We start from the raw sequence: 15,392 nt of genomic DNA, 5'->3' as shown, positions 1-15,392 counted from the left end.
ATGCGCGTCGCGATGATCTCCATGCACACCTCCCCGCTCGAGCAACCGGGCACCGGGGACGCTGGCGGCATGAACGTCTACGTTCTCAACATCGCGCGCGAGCTCGTGCGCGGCGGCCTCGAAGTGGACATCTTCACACGGGCGACCCGGCCCAGCCGGGGCGAAATCGTCGAGGTCAGCGAGGGTCTGCGCGTGATCAACATCGTCGCCGGGCCTTACGAGGGGTTGGCGAAGGAGGATCTGCCCACCCAGCTCGCCGCCTTTGCCGGCGGGATCCTGCAGTTCTCCCGCACGTACGACCTGTCCTACGACCTGATCCACTCGCACTACTGGCTCTCCGGCCAGGTGGGGTGGCTCATGGCCGACCTCGCGCGGGTGCCCCTGGTCCACACGGGGCACACGTGGGCGGCGGTGAAAAACGCGCACCGCTCCCCGGACGCCGAGCCCGAGGGCGAGGCGCGCCGCATCTGCGAGCAGCAGCTCGTGGACAACGCGAACACCGTGGTGGTCAACACCCCGGACGAGATCGCGGAGTTGGCGCGGCACTACGACGTCGACCCGGCGAAGATCGCCGTGGTCACCCCCGGCGCCGACACGGAGCTTTTTACCCCCGGGTCGAACCGCAACACGGAGCTGGCGCGGCGCCAGCTGGGCATCCCGCTACACGCCAAGGTCGTCGCGTTCGTTGGCAGGCTGCAGGATTTCAAGGGCCCCCAGGTGCTGATCCGCGCGGTAGGGGAGATGGCGCGCCGCGACCCGGCGCGCGACGTGCACGTCATTATCTGCGGTGGGGCGTCGGGAAGCGATGCGAGCGTGGAGCGCTACCGCGCGCTCGCCCGCGAGGAAAACATCGCGCGTCGGGTGCGCTTCCTGGGCCCGCGGCCCCCGGAGGAGCTGGTGGCGATCTACCAGGCGGCCGACATCGTCGCGGTGCCCAGCTACAACGAGTCCTTCGGCCTGGTCGCCGTCGAAGCGCAGTCGACGGGCACCCCCGTGGTCGCGGCCCGCGTCGGCGGGCTCCCGCTGGCCATCGCCGAGGGCGAGACAGGGCTGCTTGTCGACGGGCACGGCACCGAGGCGTGGGCCGACGCGCTTGGCCAGCTGCTTAACGACGACGCCCGGCGCATCGAGATGGGCGCGGCCGCGGTGGGCCACGCGCGCCGCTTCAGCTGGGCAGCCTCGGCGCGAAGTCTGAGCCGGGTCTACGAGGACACGCTCGCCGAGTTCGTCCCGGGTGGTGCGCCGAGGGCGCCGTTTGGCGGCTAATCACGGCAACAGGGGGCCGATTTTCGTGGCATGCTAGACGCATGAGCAACGGAAAGCTGATTCTCCTACGGCACGGACAAAGCACATGGAACAAGTCCAACCAATTCACCGGCTGGGTCGACGTTGACCTGACCGAACAGGGTGAGCAGGAGGCGGCCAACGCGGGCCAGCTTCTCGTGGACAAGGGCATCCTCCCCGACATCGTGTTCACCTCGCTGCTGCGCCGCGCGATCCGCACCGCGAACATCGCGCTTAACGCCGCTGACCGCCACTGGATCCCCGTCGAGCGCAACTGGCGCCTCAATGAGCGCCATTACGGCAAGCTGCAGGGCCTGAACAAGGCCGAGATCCGCGAGGAGTTCGGCGAGGAGCAGTTCATGACGTGGCGCCGCTCCTACGACACCCCGCCGCCGGAGCTTGCCGACGACAACGAGTTCTCCCAGGCCAACGACCCGCGCTACGCCTTTTTGCCGCAGGTGCCGCGCACCGAGTGCCTCAAGGACGTCGTGGAGCGCTTCTTGCCGTTCTACGAGGACGTTATCTTGCCAGAGGTTCTGCAGGGCAAGAACGTCATGGTCGCCGCTCACGGCAACTCCCTGCGCGCGCTGGTCAAGCACCTGGACAACATCTCGGACGAGGACATCGCGGGCCTGAACATCCCGACCGGCATGCCGCTGGTCTACGAGATCGGCTCCCGCGGCGCGGTACTCAACCCGGGCGGCACGTACCTCGACCCGGAGGCAGCCGCCGAAGGTGCTGCGGCTGTGGCAAGCCAGGGCAACCAGAAGTAACCGCGACTTGTCACCCGCCTTAGCGTTCGTCCTCGGGGCGCTCGCCGCCGCCGTGGTGCTGCTGCTTGTCTATTGGATTGAGCGGCGCGCGAAGACCGCGTCAAAGCCCGAGGACGAAGATAACAACGTCAGCACCATGAGCAAGGTCCTGCACTTGGCCATCCAAGGCTCCACGACCGGGTTCTTGGTGGTCAACCGTGCGGGCCGGGTGATTTTGTCCAACCCGCGCGCGCACGAGATGTCCATCGTGCACAGCCGCACGGTCAACCCGCGGGTAATGGAGACGGCGCGCGAGGTCTTCGAGGACCTAGAGACCCGCACGATTGACCTCGACCTGCCGAAACGCGCCACAGGCAGCCTCGTGCGCAGCGTGCGCGCCGTGGTGAAACCGCTGACGCTGACGGACACCTCCTTCGTCATCGTCTACGGCACCGATGAGTCCGAGAACGTGCGCATGGAGTCCGCGCGCCGCGACTTCGTGGCCAACGTCTCGCACGAGCTGAAAACCCCGGTCGGTGGAGTCTCCCTGCTGGCCCAGGCGCTGCTGCAAGACCCGGGTGACCCGGAGATGGTGACGTACTTCGGCGAGAAGCTGCTCAAGGAATCCCACCGCATGGGTGACATGATCACCGACCTGATCAGCCTGTCCAAGCTCCAGGGCGCCGAGGCGCTGCCCGAGTTAACGCCCGTGCGTGTCGACGACGTCATCGACGACGCGATCCAGCGCAACCAGGTCACCGCGGACAACAGGGAAATCGAGCTGACCCGCTCCGGCCACACCGGCATCAAGGTGATGGGGGACCGGGCGCTGCTCACCGCCGCGGTGTCGAACCTGGTGTCCAACGCGATTAACTATTCGCCAAACAACCAGCCGGTGACCATCACCCAGAAAGTGGTGCGGGACTCGGTGATTTTGATCCGCGTCACCGACCGCGGCATCGGGATTGCGCCCGAGGACCAGAAGCGCGTTTTCGAGAGGTTTTACCGCGTGGACAGGGCGCGCTCGCGCTCGACGGGAGGCACGGGTTTGGGTTTGGCCATCGTCAAGCACGTCGTGGCCAATCATGGCGGTAACATCAAGTTATGGTCGAGGCCCGAAACGGGATCCACGTTCACCATTGAGCTGCCGATATACACCCCCGAGGCTCAGGTCACTCTGGCCGATCGGGAGACGGAGCAGCCCGGCGCGCAGTCTGCCGAGCCCCAGCCGGGTTTGAAGCAGGCGGTCACCCGGGTTGCGACGCGCCGTAAGGAAAGGGAGAAGCAATGACGACGATTCTCATCGTTGAAGACGAAGAATCCTTGGCCGACCCGTTGGCCTACCTGCTGCGCAAGGAGGGGTTTGAGGCGATCGTGGCCCCGGATGGGCAGAGCGCGCTGAGCGAGTTCGACAGCAACAGCGTCGATTTGGTTCTGCTTGACCTCATGCTGCCCGGGATGAGCGGAACCGACGTGTGCAAGAAGATCCGCGCGACCTCCGCGGTGCCGATCATCATGGTCACCGCCCGCGACTCCGAGATCGACAAGGTCGTCGGCCTGGAGCTCGGCGCCGACGACTACGTGACCAAGCCCTACTCCAGCCGCGAGCTCATCGCCCGGATCCGCGCCGTGCTGCGCCGCGGGCCTGAGGTGGCGGTCGAGGAGCTCGAGGCAGACGAGCGCATCCTCGAGGGCGGCCGCGTGAGGATGGACGTCACGCGCCACACCGTGTTCGTTGACGGCGAGCCGGTCTCCATGCCGCTCAAGGAGTTCGACCTACTGGAGTACCTGATGCGCAACGCCGGCCGCGTCCTCACCCGCGGCCAGCTCATCGAGCGCATCTGGGGCGCTGACTACGTGGGCGACACCAAGACCCTCGATGTCCACGTCAAGCGCCTGCGCACCAAGATTGAGGCCGCGCCCTCGCGCCCCACCCAGCTGGTCACCGTGCGCGGTTTGGGCTACAAGTTCGAGGCTTAGCCCGCCGGGTGCGTCGCTTTGGCGTCGTCAGGCAATGCGGCGCGAGCAGCGCAATGCTTCTCGACGACCCCGTACGCCGCCGCCCCGATCAGCGCAGTTAGCTCGTCCCGCATAGAACGCCACACGGGCGTTGCGCCCGGGGTGTGGGTGTTGGGCGCGCCCGTGCACCACCAGTCGAAGTCCTCGCCCCCTCCGCCCCACTGGCGCCGGTCGTATTCGCCGATGGTGGTGCGCAGCACCTGCTCGCCGTCGGAACGTTCGACCCACTCGTCCTCGCGCGACAACGGCACCTGCCAGCACACCTCGGGCTTGGAGCCGACGATGTTGCAGCCCTCCGCTAGCGCCCACTGGTGCAGCGCGCAGCCCGGGCCCGTCTCGGCGTCGGCGCGGTTGGCAAAGATGCAGGCACCGTCCACGCGCGTCGTTTTCAGGCCCGGTTCGTCCTCATCGTCGTCCCACTCCAGCCACGGCTCGAGCACTACCGGGTCGGCGGCCTCGATGTAGGAGTCGACATCGTGGGGGCGCAGCTGCCAGTACTTGGCGGGCATTTTGGCGACGGCGTTGTAGAGGTCGTCGCGGTCGGACTCGTCGGAGAGGTAGGCGCCGTGGATGCAGCAACCGACCACCGGGAAGCTCTCGTCGATGCCGTGGCACTCCGGGGTGCCGAACCGGCAGCTCCACGTCGATTCCAGCCAGGTGAGATCGACCACGATTAGATGCTTCGGGTCGTCCGGGTTGGTGAACTCGAACCACTCGCGGGGGAAATCCGGGGCAACCTCGCGCCCCGCGAGGATGGACTTCCCGGCGGGGGAGGAGGCGGGAAAACCGAGATAAACGGGGCTTCGGGTTGGTTGATTCACACTTGAGTACCGTAGACCCATTACTCTGGGTGTGTGCGACTAGGTGTATTAGATGTAGGCAGCAATACCGTCCACCTCGTGGCGGTCGATGCCCACAGTGGCGGGCGCCCGACTCCGATGAGCGATTGGAAGCAGCCCCTGCGGCTCGTTGAGCTCCTCGATAAGGACGGGGCGATCGAGGACAGGGGCGTCGATAAGCTCGTGAGCGCTGTGCAGGAGGCGAAAGACCTCTCGACGAACCTGAAGTGCGAGGAGTTCCTCGCGTTCGCCACCTCCGCCATTCGCTCCGCCACCAACTCCGACGACGTGCTGCGCCGCGTAGAGAAAAAAACCGGCGTGGACCTGCGGATCCTCACGGGCGAGGAGGAGGCGCGCCTGACGTTTCTCGCCGCGCGCCGCTGGCACGGCTGGTCCGCTGGCCGGATCACCAACATCGACATTGGCGGCGGCTCGCTGGAAATGTCGACCGGCACCGAGGAAACCCCCGACCTTGCCGTCTCCCTGGATCTCGGCGCGGGCAGGCTGACGCACCAGTGGTTCGACACCGACCCGCCGGAGCGCAAGAAGATCAACCTCCTGCGCGACTTCATCGACGCCGAGCTCGCCGCGCCCGCCGAGCAGTTCCGGACGCTCGGGGGCAGCGGGTTGGCCGTGGGCACGTCGAAGACGCTACGCACGCTCGCGCGCCTGACCGGCGCCGCACCGTCCTCAGCTGGGCCTTTTGTCAAGCGCACGCTCACCGCGCCGGGTCTGCGCCAGCTCATCGCCTTCATCTCACGCATGACGGCGGCGGACCGCGCGGAGCTCGAAGGCATCAACGCGGACCGCTCCCACCAGATCGTTGCGGGCGCGTTAGTGGCGGAAGCCGCAATGAGAGCCTTAAATATTGATAAGTTGGAAATCTGCCCGTGGGCGTTGCGCGAAGGCGTGATCCTGCGATGGATCGACCAGGGACCGAACTACGAAGGAGAGAGCTAATGTCTGACGACTCTCAGCTCACTGTCGCGGAGCTTCTCTCGCGAGCCCAGAAAGAAAACCCGGGCGCCGAACAGCCGCGCCGGCGCCGCCGCCGCAGCCTCGACGAAGGCGGCGTGTCGGTTGCTGAGCTCACTGGCTCCCTGCGCAAGGTCGAGGCGCGCCCTGTGGAGTCGAAGCACTCCAGCGTGCCCATCGACCCGGTTGAGCCGGAACCGGTCAAGCCCATCGAAGCAGTTGAGCCGGAACCCGTGGACGCGTCCGAGACCACCGTTATCAAGAAGGTGGAGGTGGAGCCGAAACCCGCGGCCGCTGCGACTACTACCACCACATGGTCGAAGTTCGAGCGCTCGGCGCAGGAGCCCGCCGAGGTCACCGGCGAGATCACGGTCGTCGCGGATGCCCCCGCCCCCGCACCTGCGCCCGTTTACGACGAGTCCGTCTACGCTGAGCAGCCCGAGTTCCTCCCGGAGGCGGAGGCTGAGGCCGAGGCCGCGGTCAACCCGATCATGCTCGTTCTGTTCGTCTTTTTGGGCCTGATCGCGGGCGTGCTCGGTTTCATCGCCTTCCAGTGGGTGTGGGCGAACCTGCCGCTGGCGGTCGCCCTCATCCTGGCGCTGGTGGTCACCGCGGCCGTGGTGTTTGGTGTGCGCGCGATGCGCACCGGCAAGGACGGGCTGACGATGACGCTGGCTGGCCTGGCTGCGCTCGTCGTCACGCTCGGCCCTGGGTTGATCAGCGGCCTGTAACCGCGGCTGCGGGCGCCCACGGGGTTGTGGCATCGTGGGTGCCGTGGATACAGCAAAGAACGCACACGACACTTCCGCCCACGCCCAGGTAGAGCAGCTGGGCAAGATCGCCGTCATCGGCGGCGGCAACATCGGGGAGGCGCTCATCGCCGGGCTTGTCGTCGCCGGGGTGGAGCCCACGTCAATCTTCGCGACCAACCGCTCGCCGGAGCGCTCTGCGCAGCTCGCTGAGCGCTACGGAATCATCACGGGCAGTGACAACTCCGAGGCCGTGACGGACGCCAGCATCTGCTTTTTGTGCGTCAAGCCGGGCCAGATCCTCGAGGTGCTCGAGGAGATTAGCGACACGATCGCCCGCCACGACGAATCCACCGCGGTGGTGTCGATGGCCGCGGGCATCACGCTCGCCTCGATGGAAAGCGCCGTCTCCGCCGCCGGCACCCCCTTGGTGCGCGTCATGCCGAACACCCCCATGCTGGTGGGTAAAGGCGTTCACGTCGCGGCGAGCGGGCGCTACGTCGACGAGGATAAGCGCGCCCAAGTACTCGAGGCGCTGGCTGTGACCGGGCACGTCGTCGAGGTGCCGGAGAAGCTTATCGACGCCGCTACGGCCGTCTCGGGCTCCGGGCCGGCCTACTTCTACTACTTCACCGAGGCATTGATCGACGCCGGGGTGTCGCTGGGGTTGCCGCGCGATGTCGCCCGGGAGCTCGCCGTGGCCACCGCCTCGGGCGCCGGCGAGATGCTGCTGGGCGGAAAGACCCCGGCGCAGTTGCGTTACGACGTCTCCTCACCGGCGGGCACGACGGCTATGGCGATCCGCGAGTTGGAGGAATCGGGGGTGCGTGGTGCGCTGTACCGCGCCACGGAAGCAGCGGCGAAGCGCTCGGCTGAACTGGGCCAATAGCCTTCTAGCCCCAGGAATCACAACCGTGTCTTTGGATTAACTACGAAAACTTGGGAACATTCTGTGCGCTTAAGTCGCACCTTGCCCTCGGTTCACGCTAGTCTAGTTAGAGCACGTGCGTGATCGTCCTGTGGGAGGGGAAGCCTACAGCGCGACCGTGCTGAAGGGTAAATAAATTATGGCTAACGAAGAAAAGGGTAAGTTCCTCACTGTTGCTGAGGTTGCCGACATCATGCGTGTCTCCAAGATGACGGTGTACCGCCTGGTACACGCTGGCGACCTGCCCGCTGTGCGGGTGGGACGCTCATTCCGCGTCAACGAGAACGCTGTTACCGAGTATCTCGACTCCTCGGTCTATAACGTCGGTTAACGGCCCTACCACCCCCCGCTTCGGCACCCTCCTCGCACCTGTGCGGGTGGGTGCCGAAGCCTTTTTGGTGGCATAAGCGCCCGGCTGTATGCTGGTAGGCATTCGTGCCAGCGTGCGCGTGGGTTCATGTTGGCCCTTTACGAGAGTGCACCTCGTGAAAAGGGCCCCGCGTGTGATCAACACCCCATTCGCTGCGACCTACGCCCGCCGGCAGGTATGTACATACAACTAGGAAACGAGGAAACCACATGGGTTCAGTTATCAAGAAGCGCCGCAAGCGCATGTCGAAGAAGAAGCACCGCAAGATGCTGCGCCGCACGCGCGTTCAGCGTCGTAAGCTCGGCAAGTAAACATGCCGCTTTAGGCCCACAGCCCTTACCCAAGGGCCGTGGGCCTTATTTCGTGCGCCACAGCGCCCACGCCCCCGCGGCAGCAAAGACCACGGCCACCGTCGCCGGAACCGCCGCCTTGCGCACGGAGCGGTAGTCGCGGATCTCCCACCCCTTGTCCTGGGCGTGTTTGCGCAGCGCGCGATCGGGGTTGACCGCCACGGGCGTGCCCACCATCGACAACATGGGGATGTCGTTGATGCTGTCCGAGTACGCGGTGCACTGCTTTAAGTCGAGCTGCTGCAGCGCCGCGAGCGCGGCCACTGCGTGGCGCTTTCCGGGCCCGTGCAGGATGTCGCCGACCAGCCGCCCGGTAAACACGCCGTCTTCCGCCTCCGCGACGGTGCCCAGCGCGCCCGTGAACCCGAGGCGCGCGGCGAGCGCCTGGCCGATCTGCACCGGGGTGGCCGAGACGAGCCACACCTGCTGGCCAGCGGCGAGGTGCATGTGGGCCAACTGCAACGTCGGGTCGAACGCCCGGCCAAGGATTTGGTGGTCGACTATGTCGTCGGCTAGCTCGAGCAAATCGCTGACCTTCTTGCCGCGGGCCAGGCCCAGTGCGTGGGCGCGGCCGCTGGCGATGTCGGAGGTTTTCTCCGAGCCGAAGACGCGGTAGCGCAACTGCTTGGTCAGTCCGGGCAGCAGCTCGCGCAACGTGATCATGCGTTTCTTCGCCAGCCCCCGGCCGAGCAGCACGAGCGACGAGCCCTGGATCAGGGTGTTGTCGATATCGAAAAACGCTGCCGCCTCGGCGTCCTGCGGCACGTCGGGGTCCGGCTGGGTGACCCTCGCCGCGCCGGCGGTGGCGAATGCGCCGCCAACGGTGTCGACCCCAAGGGTGAACTCGTCGATGCTGAGCCCAAACGTTTCTTCAATGGCGGCGGCAGCTGCGGCTTCGCCGGCGGCGCGCTGTGAGGCGTCGTCAAGCGGCGGCACAGCGAGCTCTTCCAAGAAGCGGCGGACGTTGCCATGCGACGCCGACCACTGCGCGAGGAATTCCCTGCCTGGGCGGTGTGCGGAGTCCGCGCTCATAGTCGTCTACAGCCTTTCGTCGGGGACGGAGTAGCGTAAACAACCGTACCGTGACCAAGGCCCGTTAAGGAGCACTGTGAAAAACGTCGAGCTGATGGTTCGCGCCACATGCGGTTCCTGCGACCGCGTCGCGCGCCAGATCGCCCCGATCGTCGAGGCGGCGGGCGCGACGCTGACGCTTGTCTACGTCGACACGGACGCCGAGATCGCTGCCGAATACGGCGACCGCGTGCCCGTGGTCGTGATCGACGGCGAGGAGTTCGCCTGCTGGGAAGTAGACAACGCCGACCTCGCCGCCGAGCTCGCAAGCTAGCTGGGCTATCCTTTAGTTTGATCTCGAGAAAGTATTTTCCGGAGGAGTTTGTGTGAGTGTTCTCGTCGTAGGGATGTCGCATCGCTCGGCACCCGTCGCGTTACTTGAGCGCCTCAGCATGGACGACACCGTGCAGACGGAGACGACAACCGCGTTGGTCAGCCAGCCCTCGCTGTCCGAGGCGATGATTATCTCGACCTGCAACCGCCTCGAAGTGTATGCGGTAACCAACTCCTTCCACTCCGGCGTCGAGGACGTGCTCAGCGTGCTCGCGGACAAGTCTGGGGTGGAGGAAGGGGAGCTGCGCTCCTACCTGTATGTCCGCTACGCCGACGCGGCGGCCGAGCACATGATGACGGTCGCCTCCGGCCTGGACTCGATGGTGGTGGGAGAGCAGCAGATCATCGGCCAGGTCCGCTCCAGCTACCAAGATGCCACCGTGCGCGGCACAGTCGGCCCCGGCCTGCACTCGCTGGCGCAATCCGCGCTCTATACCGGCAAGCGCGTGCACACGGAAACGGAGATCGACGACGCCGGCGCCTCCATGGTCACCCTCGCACTGGAGGAGGCGATGAAGATTATGGGCGTGGAGGATTTCACGGGCAAGACCGCCTTAGTCCTCGGCGCCGGGGCCATGGCCTCGCTGGCGGCGACGCACCTGGGCAAACGCGGGATTAACAACCTGATCATCGCTAACCGCACCCGCTCGCGCGCCGAACGCCTCGCCGAGCACTCCCGCGAGGCGGGCGTGCCGGCGGAGGTCGTGGACTTCAACTCCCGCGCCGGGGCGCTGGCCCGGGTCGACATCGCCGTCTCCGCGACCGCGAGCGATGAGTTCACCATCACGGCGGAAGACATCTCCGGGCCCGTTATGCTCGCTGACTTGTCGCTGCCGCGCGACATCGAGGACGCCGTCACCGAGCGCGACGGCGTGCACCTGGTCAACATCGAATACCTGCACCAGCGCATGCGCGAGAGCGACGCCAAGGATTCCCGCTCGCGCGCCGCCGCCGAGGCGATCGTCGCCGAGGAGGTCAGCAACTTCAGCTCCCGCCAGCGCGTGCGCGAGGTCGGGCCCGCCGTGGCGCAGCTGCGCAAGGCGGCCAGCGAGGTTACCGACGGGGAGCTCGCCCGGCTGCGCGCGCGGGTGCCGGACCTAAGCGAGGAGGACTTCGACCAGGTCTCCCGCACGGTTCGGCGGGTCGTCGACAAGATCTTGCACACGCCGACGGTGAAGATCAAGGAGCTCGCGGCGACCTCGGATACGGTGAGCGTGGAAACGGCCATCGAGGAGCTTTTCGGCTTAGGCCGCAGCTCCGTGGCGATCGACGCGCAGCGCCTGCCCAAGCTCAGTGAGATCACGGAATAAGCTTTTAACAGGGGAGAAAAGGACACCTTATGCTGCACATTGGAACCCGAGGCTCGCACCTGGCCACGACGCAGGCCGGCCACGTCCGCGACGAGATCATCGCCGCCGGCCACGACGCCGAGCTGACCATCGTGACCACGCCCGGTGACCTGTCGCAGGCCCCGGTCGAGCGTATCGGCGTAGGCGTGTTCACCTCCGCCCTGCGCGACGCGCTGTTCCGCGGCGAGGTCGAGATCGCGGTCCACTCGTTCAAGGACCTGCCCACGGCCGACGAGCCCCGCGCCCACATTGTGGTCCCGACCCGCGAGGACAACCGCGAGGCGCTGATTGCCCGCGACAACATGCAGCTTGCCGACCTCCCGCAGGGTGCGCGCGTGGGCACCTCCGCACCGCGGCGCATCTCCCAGCTCAAGGCGATGCGCCCCGACTTGGACATCCGCCCGCTGCGCGGCAACATCGAATCCCGCATGGGGCGAGTCACCAGCGGCGAGCTCGACGCCATCGTGCTCGCCTACGCGGGCCTGTCGCGCGCCGGCTACGGTGATCGCGCCACGCAGCTTTTCGACGCCACCACGTTCCTGCCCGCCCCTGCCCAGGGAGCTCTCGCCGTGGAGTGCCGCAGTGACGACGCCGCAACGCGCGCGGTGCTCGACCCGCTGATGGACACCACCGCCGCGCTGCAGATCTCCGCGGAGCGCCACGTGTTGGCCACCCTCGAGGCCGGGTGCACGGCGCCGGTCGCCGCGCACGCCGCGTACGACGACGGTGTGCTGACGCTGCGCGCCGGGGTGTTCGCCCTCGACGGCTCGCGCCAGCTGGTGGAAACGGGCTCGGTCCGCCTCCCGGATGTGCTTGACCGCGAGGCGGCGCGGGGGCTCGGGCGAGAGCTCGCCTCGACGCTCCTTGAGTCGGGCGCGGCCGAGCTCATGACGTAGCGCCACGGGGAGGGTAAACGGCCGGGTTTTTGATTCCCGGCGGATTCACTTTAAGGTGTAACTACCATACGTCGAGAAATCCCGGAGCATGCGGGGTCCGTTTAGTCGGCCCCGGCTGCCGGGGTTACGCTTACGCCTTTTTTAAAGAAAAGAACCTTTTTATGACTCTGCCCTCCACCACGCCCCAGCCGGGGAAGATCATCTTCGTTGGCGCAGGCCCGGGCAACCCAGATCTGCTGACGATCCGCGCCCGCGAGGTGATGGAGTCTAACTCTATCGCCGTCGTTGACCCCGATGTCCTTCAGGGGGTGCGTGACGTTATCGCCTCCAAGCTGCCGGTGCCGCAGGCGAAGCTCAAGGAAGCCAATGAGCGTTATGAGCAGATGTGCGCCGAGGCCCGCGAAGCCGGCGCGCGCCGCAAGCCGCCGCGCCCGGCCGACCCGACCGCCGCGGAGATCCAGGAGGTGGGCAACCCGGGCGCGGGCATCGTCGAGATCTTAAAGGACGGGCTGGAGCGCGCGGGCGCCGCGATTGAGCGCGGTGAGGCCGGCGACGGCGACGTGATCCGCCTGGTCAGCGGCAACCCGCTGACCCGCGACGCTGTGAAAGAGGAGATCTCGGCCGTGGCGTCGGCCGGGTTAGAGTTCCAGGTCGTGCCCGGCATGTCTCTGCCGTCGACGGTGCCCTCGTTTGCTGGCATCGCTCTCGGTTCGACGTACACCGAGGCGGACCTGTCGAATGAGCCCGTCGACTGGGAGGGCCTGGCCCACGCCCCGCAGCCCCTGGTGCTGCAGGCGGTGGCGGAGCAGTTGCCGCTCATCTCCGCAGAGCTCATCGAGCGCGGTTTCTCCCCCTCGACGTCGCTGACGGTGACCACGAACGGCACGACGCGCCTGCAGCGCACCTTCGACGCGACGCTGGAGACGATCGGCAAGATCGACGCCGACTTGGAGGGCAACCTGGTTGTCACCATCGGCACGGCGGTCGATGACCGCTCCAAGTACTCGTGGTGGGAAAACCGCCCCCTGTACGGCTGGCGGGTGCTGGTCCCGCGCGCGAAGGAGCAGGCAGGGCCGATGAACGCGCGGCTGTCCACCTACGGCGCGATCCCGCAGTCGGTGCCGACGATTTCCATGGAGCCGCCGCGCAACCCGGCGCAGATGGACCGCGCGATCAAGGGCATTGTTGAGGGCCGCTACCAGTGGATCGTGTTCACCTCGACGAATGCGGTGGACGCGGTGTGGGACAAGTTCGAGGAGCTCGGCCTCGACGCCCGCTCGTTCGCCGGCGTTCACCTCGCCGCCGTGGGGCAGAAGACCGGCGACGCGCTGCGCGCCCGTGGCATGCTGCCGGAGCTCATCCCGCACCGCACGAAGCAGAACGCCCACGGCCTGGTGGAGATTTTCCCCGAGTACGTCGAGGACATCGACCCCGTTTCGCGGGTGCTCTTGCCGCGCGCTGACCTCGGCACGGACGTGCTCGTCGACGGCCTGGTCGACCTCGGCTGGGAAGTCGACGATGTGGTCGCCTACCGGACCGTGCGCGCGGCGCCGCCGCCGCTCGAGGTGCGTGACATGATCAAGTCGGGAGGCTTCGACGCGGTGTGCTTCACCTCGGCCTCCACGGTGAAGAACCTCGTCGGCATCGCCGGCAAGCCCCACCAGCGCACGATCATCGCCGCGATCGGCCCGATGGCGGCCGCCGAGGCGCGCGAGCAGGGCCTGCGTGTCGACGTCGTGCCCGAGGTCGCCGACGTGCCTTCGCTTGTCAACGCCCTCGCTGAGCACGTCGCCGGCCTGCGCGCCACCGGCCAGCTGCCGCCTCCCCGCAAAAAGCGCCGCGTGCGTCGGAAGGCGGCCGGCGAGTAGTGTCCGCCCAAGGGCCTAGACTGGGTTCCGTGTCTTTTGCTAACGAGATCCGCCGCCGCCCACGCCGCCTGCGCACTACCCCCGCCATGCGGGAGCTTGTCGCCGAGACGCGGGTGGGCGCCAGCGATCTGATTTACCCGATGTTCTACGCCGACGGCCTGGACTCCGAGCGCGAGATTTCGTCCATGCCGGGCCAATACCAGCACACGCTGGACTCCCTCAAGGCCACCGCGTACGAGGCTCTCGAAGCGGGGGTGCGCTGTATCGACCTGTTTGGCGTGCCGCTCGATTCCGACAAGGACGCCACCGGCTCGGTCGGCTGGGCCGAGGACGGGGTGCTCAACCGCGGCATCCGAGCCCTGCGCGAGGAGTTCGGCGACGACCTCGTGATCATGGCCGATACCTGCCTTGACGAGTTCACTGACCACGGCCACTGCGGGATTGTCGACGAAAAGCGCCAGGTCGTGCTTAACGACGCCACCCTCGACTGCTATGCGCGCATGGCCGTGGCCCAGGCGCGCGCCGGTGCGCACGTGGTCAGCCCCTCAGGCATGATGGACGGCCAGGTGAGCATGATCCGCAGCGCGCTCGACGCCGAGGGCTTCACCGACGTTGCGATCATGGCCTACTCCGCGAAGTACGCTTCTGCCTTCTTTGGGCCGTTTCGTGAGGCCGTGGGGTCGTCGTTACACGGCGATCGCCGCACCTACCAGCAAGATCCCGCGAACGCGCGCGAGTCCTTGCTGGAGGCGCAGCTCGATATCGATGAGGGCGCGGACTTCGTCATGGTCAAACCGGCGATGGCGTACCTCGACGTTCTGGCCCGCATCGCCGAGTTCTCCCCCGTGCCGGTGGCGGCGTACCAGGTCTCCGGCGAGTACGCGATGATTCAGGCCGCGGGCCGTAACGGCTGGGTCGATCTGGAGGCGACGATGCTGGAGTCGCTGACCTCGATCAAGCGCGCCGGCGCGGACCAGATCCTGACCTACTTCGCCGTCGACGCCGCGAGGATCCTGCGATGACCTCGATCCCGCCGCTGAAGCCGCAGAACCCGGACAGCCCGAGCCATATCAGTGGCGTCGGGAAGAAGCCGCGCGGCGCGGACACGATGCGCTACCTGCTGGGGAGCTGGTCGGTGATGGTGTTCGGCGAGCTCGTGCACCAGCTGACCAACTCCGTCGGCCTGATCCTCGACCCCTCGGCGCTGCGCCAGGCGGCCGCCGACGCCGCCCGCAACCGCGGCCAGGAGGTCTCGGACATGATGCTGACGATGAGCACGTATACCTCGATCGCCATCATGACGCTGTTTCAGCTGCTCATCATGGTCCTGCTGGCGTTCGCCCTGCGCGCGGTGGCGCGTGGCCAGAAATGGGCCGATGCGGCGCGCCGCCTCTTGACGGTGTTTTCCATCTTCTTTGTCATCCGCACCCTGCTGGTGGTCATCGCCCCGGCGGCGGTGGCGGGGGCGACGCAGCTTCCCGTGGGCTTTACGGCGGTTCTCGGCGTTGTCCAAATCATCATCGGTGTGGCGGCGGCGTGCGGGCTGATCTACGCTTCCCGGAAGGAAATCCACGAGGCGTTGTCCCACGACACCAAGAAGGACGGGTAG

17 protein-coding genes are annotated in these 15,392 nt (G+C 66.9%); 15 read left to right on the top strand and 2 right to left on the bottom strand.

Annotated features, from left to right (window positions below; genetic code table 11):
- From mshA to E3227_RS02835, 4 genes are read left to right on the top strand one after another with little or no spacing between them, the layout of a single operon-like run.
- On the top strand, positions 1-1,266 hold the full coding sequence (mshA, locus tag E3227_RS02850) for a D-inositol-3-phosphate glycosyltransferase (RefSeq protein ID WP_144317473.1): 1,266 nt from the start codon (positions 1-3) through the stop codon (positions 1,264-1,266).
- A gap of 41 nt (positions 1,267-1,307) precedes the next feature.
- A complete protein-coding gene (locus E3227_RS02845; RefSeq protein ID WP_136648855.1) occupies positions 1,308-2,057 on the top strand; it encodes a phosphoglyceromutase in 750 nt (249 codons plus the stop codon).
- A gap of 7 nt (positions 2,058-2,064) precedes the next feature.
- Positions 2,065-3,327, top strand: coding sequence for a sensor histidine kinase (locus E3227_RS02840; protein WP_136648856.1), 1,263 nt, complete (start codon positions 2,065-2,067; stop codon positions 3,325-3,327).
- Positions 3,324-4,016, top strand: coding sequence for a response regulator transcription factor (locus E3227_RS02835; RefSeq protein WP_136648857.1), 693 nt, complete (start codon positions 3,324-3,326; stop codon positions 4,014-4,016). The genes E3227_RS02840 and E3227_RS02835 overlap by 4 nt, the downstream gene beginning before the upstream one ends.
- Here the strand turns inward: E3227_RS02835 and E3227_RS02830 are convergent.
- A complete protein-coding gene (locus tag E3227_RS02830; protein WP_136648858.1) occupies positions 4,013-4,897 on the bottom strand; it encodes a DUF3109 family protein in 885 nt (294 codons plus the stop codon). The genes E3227_RS02835 and E3227_RS02830 overlap by 4 nt on opposite strands.
- Before the next feature lie 12 nt (positions 4,898-4,909).
- Here E3227_RS02830 and E3227_RS02825 point away from each other — a divergent pair, with 12 nt between their 5' ends.
- The 5 genes from E3227_RS02825 to E3227_RS02805 all read left to right on the top strand — a co-directional run bounded on the left by E3227_RS02825 (position 4,910) and on the right by E3227_RS02805 (position 8,227).
- Positions 4,910-5,854, top strand: coding sequence for a Ppx/GppA family phosphatase (locus tag E3227_RS02825; RefSeq protein ID WP_144317472.1), 945 nt, complete (start codon positions 4,910-4,912; stop codon positions 5,852-5,854).
- The gene (locus E3227_RS02820) at positions 5,854-6,600 is read left to right on the top strand and encodes a hypothetical protein (protein ID WP_144317471.1); all 747 of its coding nucleotides are present in this window, start codon (positions 5,854-5,856) and stop codon (positions 6,598-6,600) included. The genes E3227_RS02825 and E3227_RS02820 overlap by 1 nt, the downstream gene beginning before the upstream one ends.
- Before the next feature lie 97 nt (positions 6,601-6,697).
- On the top strand, positions 6,698-7,507 hold the full coding sequence (gene proC / locus E3227_RS02815; RefSeq protein WP_170228686.1) for a pyrroline-5-carboxylate reductase: 810 nt from the start codon (positions 6,698-6,700) through the stop codon (positions 7,505-7,507).
- Between the two features lie 178 nt (positions 7,508-7,685).
- Positions 7,686-7,877: a helix-turn-helix domain-containing protein gene (locus tag E3227_RS02810; protein WP_136648862.1), complete on the top strand. Its 192-nt coding sequence runs from the start codon at positions 7,686-7,688 to the stop codon at positions 7,875-7,877.
- Positions 7,878-8,125: 248 nt separating this feature from the next.
- Positions 8,126-8,227 carry a 30S ribosomal protein bS22 gene (locus E3227_RS02805; RefSeq protein ID WP_003855542.1) on the top strand — a complete coding sequence of 34 codons (102 nt, stop codon included), beginning with the start codon at positions 8,126-8,128 and terminating at the stop codon, positions 8,225-8,227.
- A gap of 45 nt (positions 8,228-8,272) precedes the next feature.
- Here the strand turns inward: E3227_RS02805 and E3227_RS02800 are convergent, their stop codons facing one another.
- Positions 8,273-9,298 (bottom strand): HAD family hydrolase, encoded by a 1,026-nt coding sequence (locus tag E3227_RS02800; RefSeq protein ID WP_144317469.1) that lies wholly within the window; start codon positions 9,296-9,298, stop codon positions 8,273-8,275.
- A gap of 94 nt (positions 9,299-9,392) precedes the next feature.
- Here E3227_RS02800 and E3227_RS02795 point away from each other — a divergent pair, with 94 nt between their 5' ends.
- The 6 genes from E3227_RS02795 (at position 9,393) to E3227_RS02770 (ending at position 15,392) form a co-directional block, all read left to right on the top strand.
- A complete protein-coding gene (locus tag E3227_RS02795) occupies positions 9,393-9,611 on the top strand; it encodes a glutaredoxin family protein (RefSeq protein ID WP_144318573.1) in 219 nt (72 codons plus the stop codon).
- Between the two features lie 52 nt (positions 9,612-9,663).
- On the top strand, positions 9,664-10,980 hold the full coding sequence (locus E3227_RS02790; RefSeq protein ID WP_144317468.1) for a glutamyl-tRNA reductase: 1,317 nt from the start codon (positions 9,664-9,666) through the stop codon (positions 10,978-10,980).
- Between the two features lie 29 nt (positions 10,981-11,009).
- The gene (hemC, locus tag E3227_RS02785) at positions 11,010-11,915 is read left to right on the top strand and encodes a hydroxymethylbilane synthase (protein ID WP_136653454.1); all 906 of its coding nucleotides are present in this window, start codon (positions 11,010-11,012) and stop codon (positions 11,913-11,915) included.
- 161 nt (positions 11,916-12,076) lie between these two features.
- The gene (locus E3227_RS02780) at positions 12,077-13,783 is read left to right on the top strand and encodes a bifunctional uroporphyrinogen-III C-methyltransferase/uroporphyrinogen-III synthase (RefSeq protein WP_144317467.1); all 1,707 of its coding nucleotides are present in this window, start codon (positions 12,077-12,079) and stop codon (positions 13,781-13,783) included.
- A gap of 86 nt (positions 13,784-13,869) precedes the next feature.
- Complete coding sequence (hemB, locus tag E3227_RS02775) at positions 13,870-14,805, top strand: porphobilinogen synthase (RefSeq protein WP_246062864.1); 936 nt, start codon at positions 13,870-13,872, stop codon at positions 14,803-14,805.
- Positions 14,802-15,392 carry a hypothetical protein gene (locus E3227_RS02770; RefSeq protein WP_136653451.1) on the top strand — a complete coding sequence of 197 codons (591 nt, stop codon included), beginning with the start codon at positions 14,802-14,804 and terminating at the stop codon, positions 15,390-15,392. The genes hemB and E3227_RS02770 overlap by 4 nt, the downstream gene beginning before the upstream one ends.

This window comes from Corynebacterium sanguinis, assembly GCF_007641235.1.
Lineage (GTDB): Bacteria > Actinomycetota > Actinomycetes > Mycobacteriales > Mycobacteriaceae > Corynebacterium > Corynebacterium sanguinis.
The sequence above is the reverse complement of the archived record's forward strand: the minus strand, read 5'-3'. Positions and strand labels throughout refer to the sequence as shown.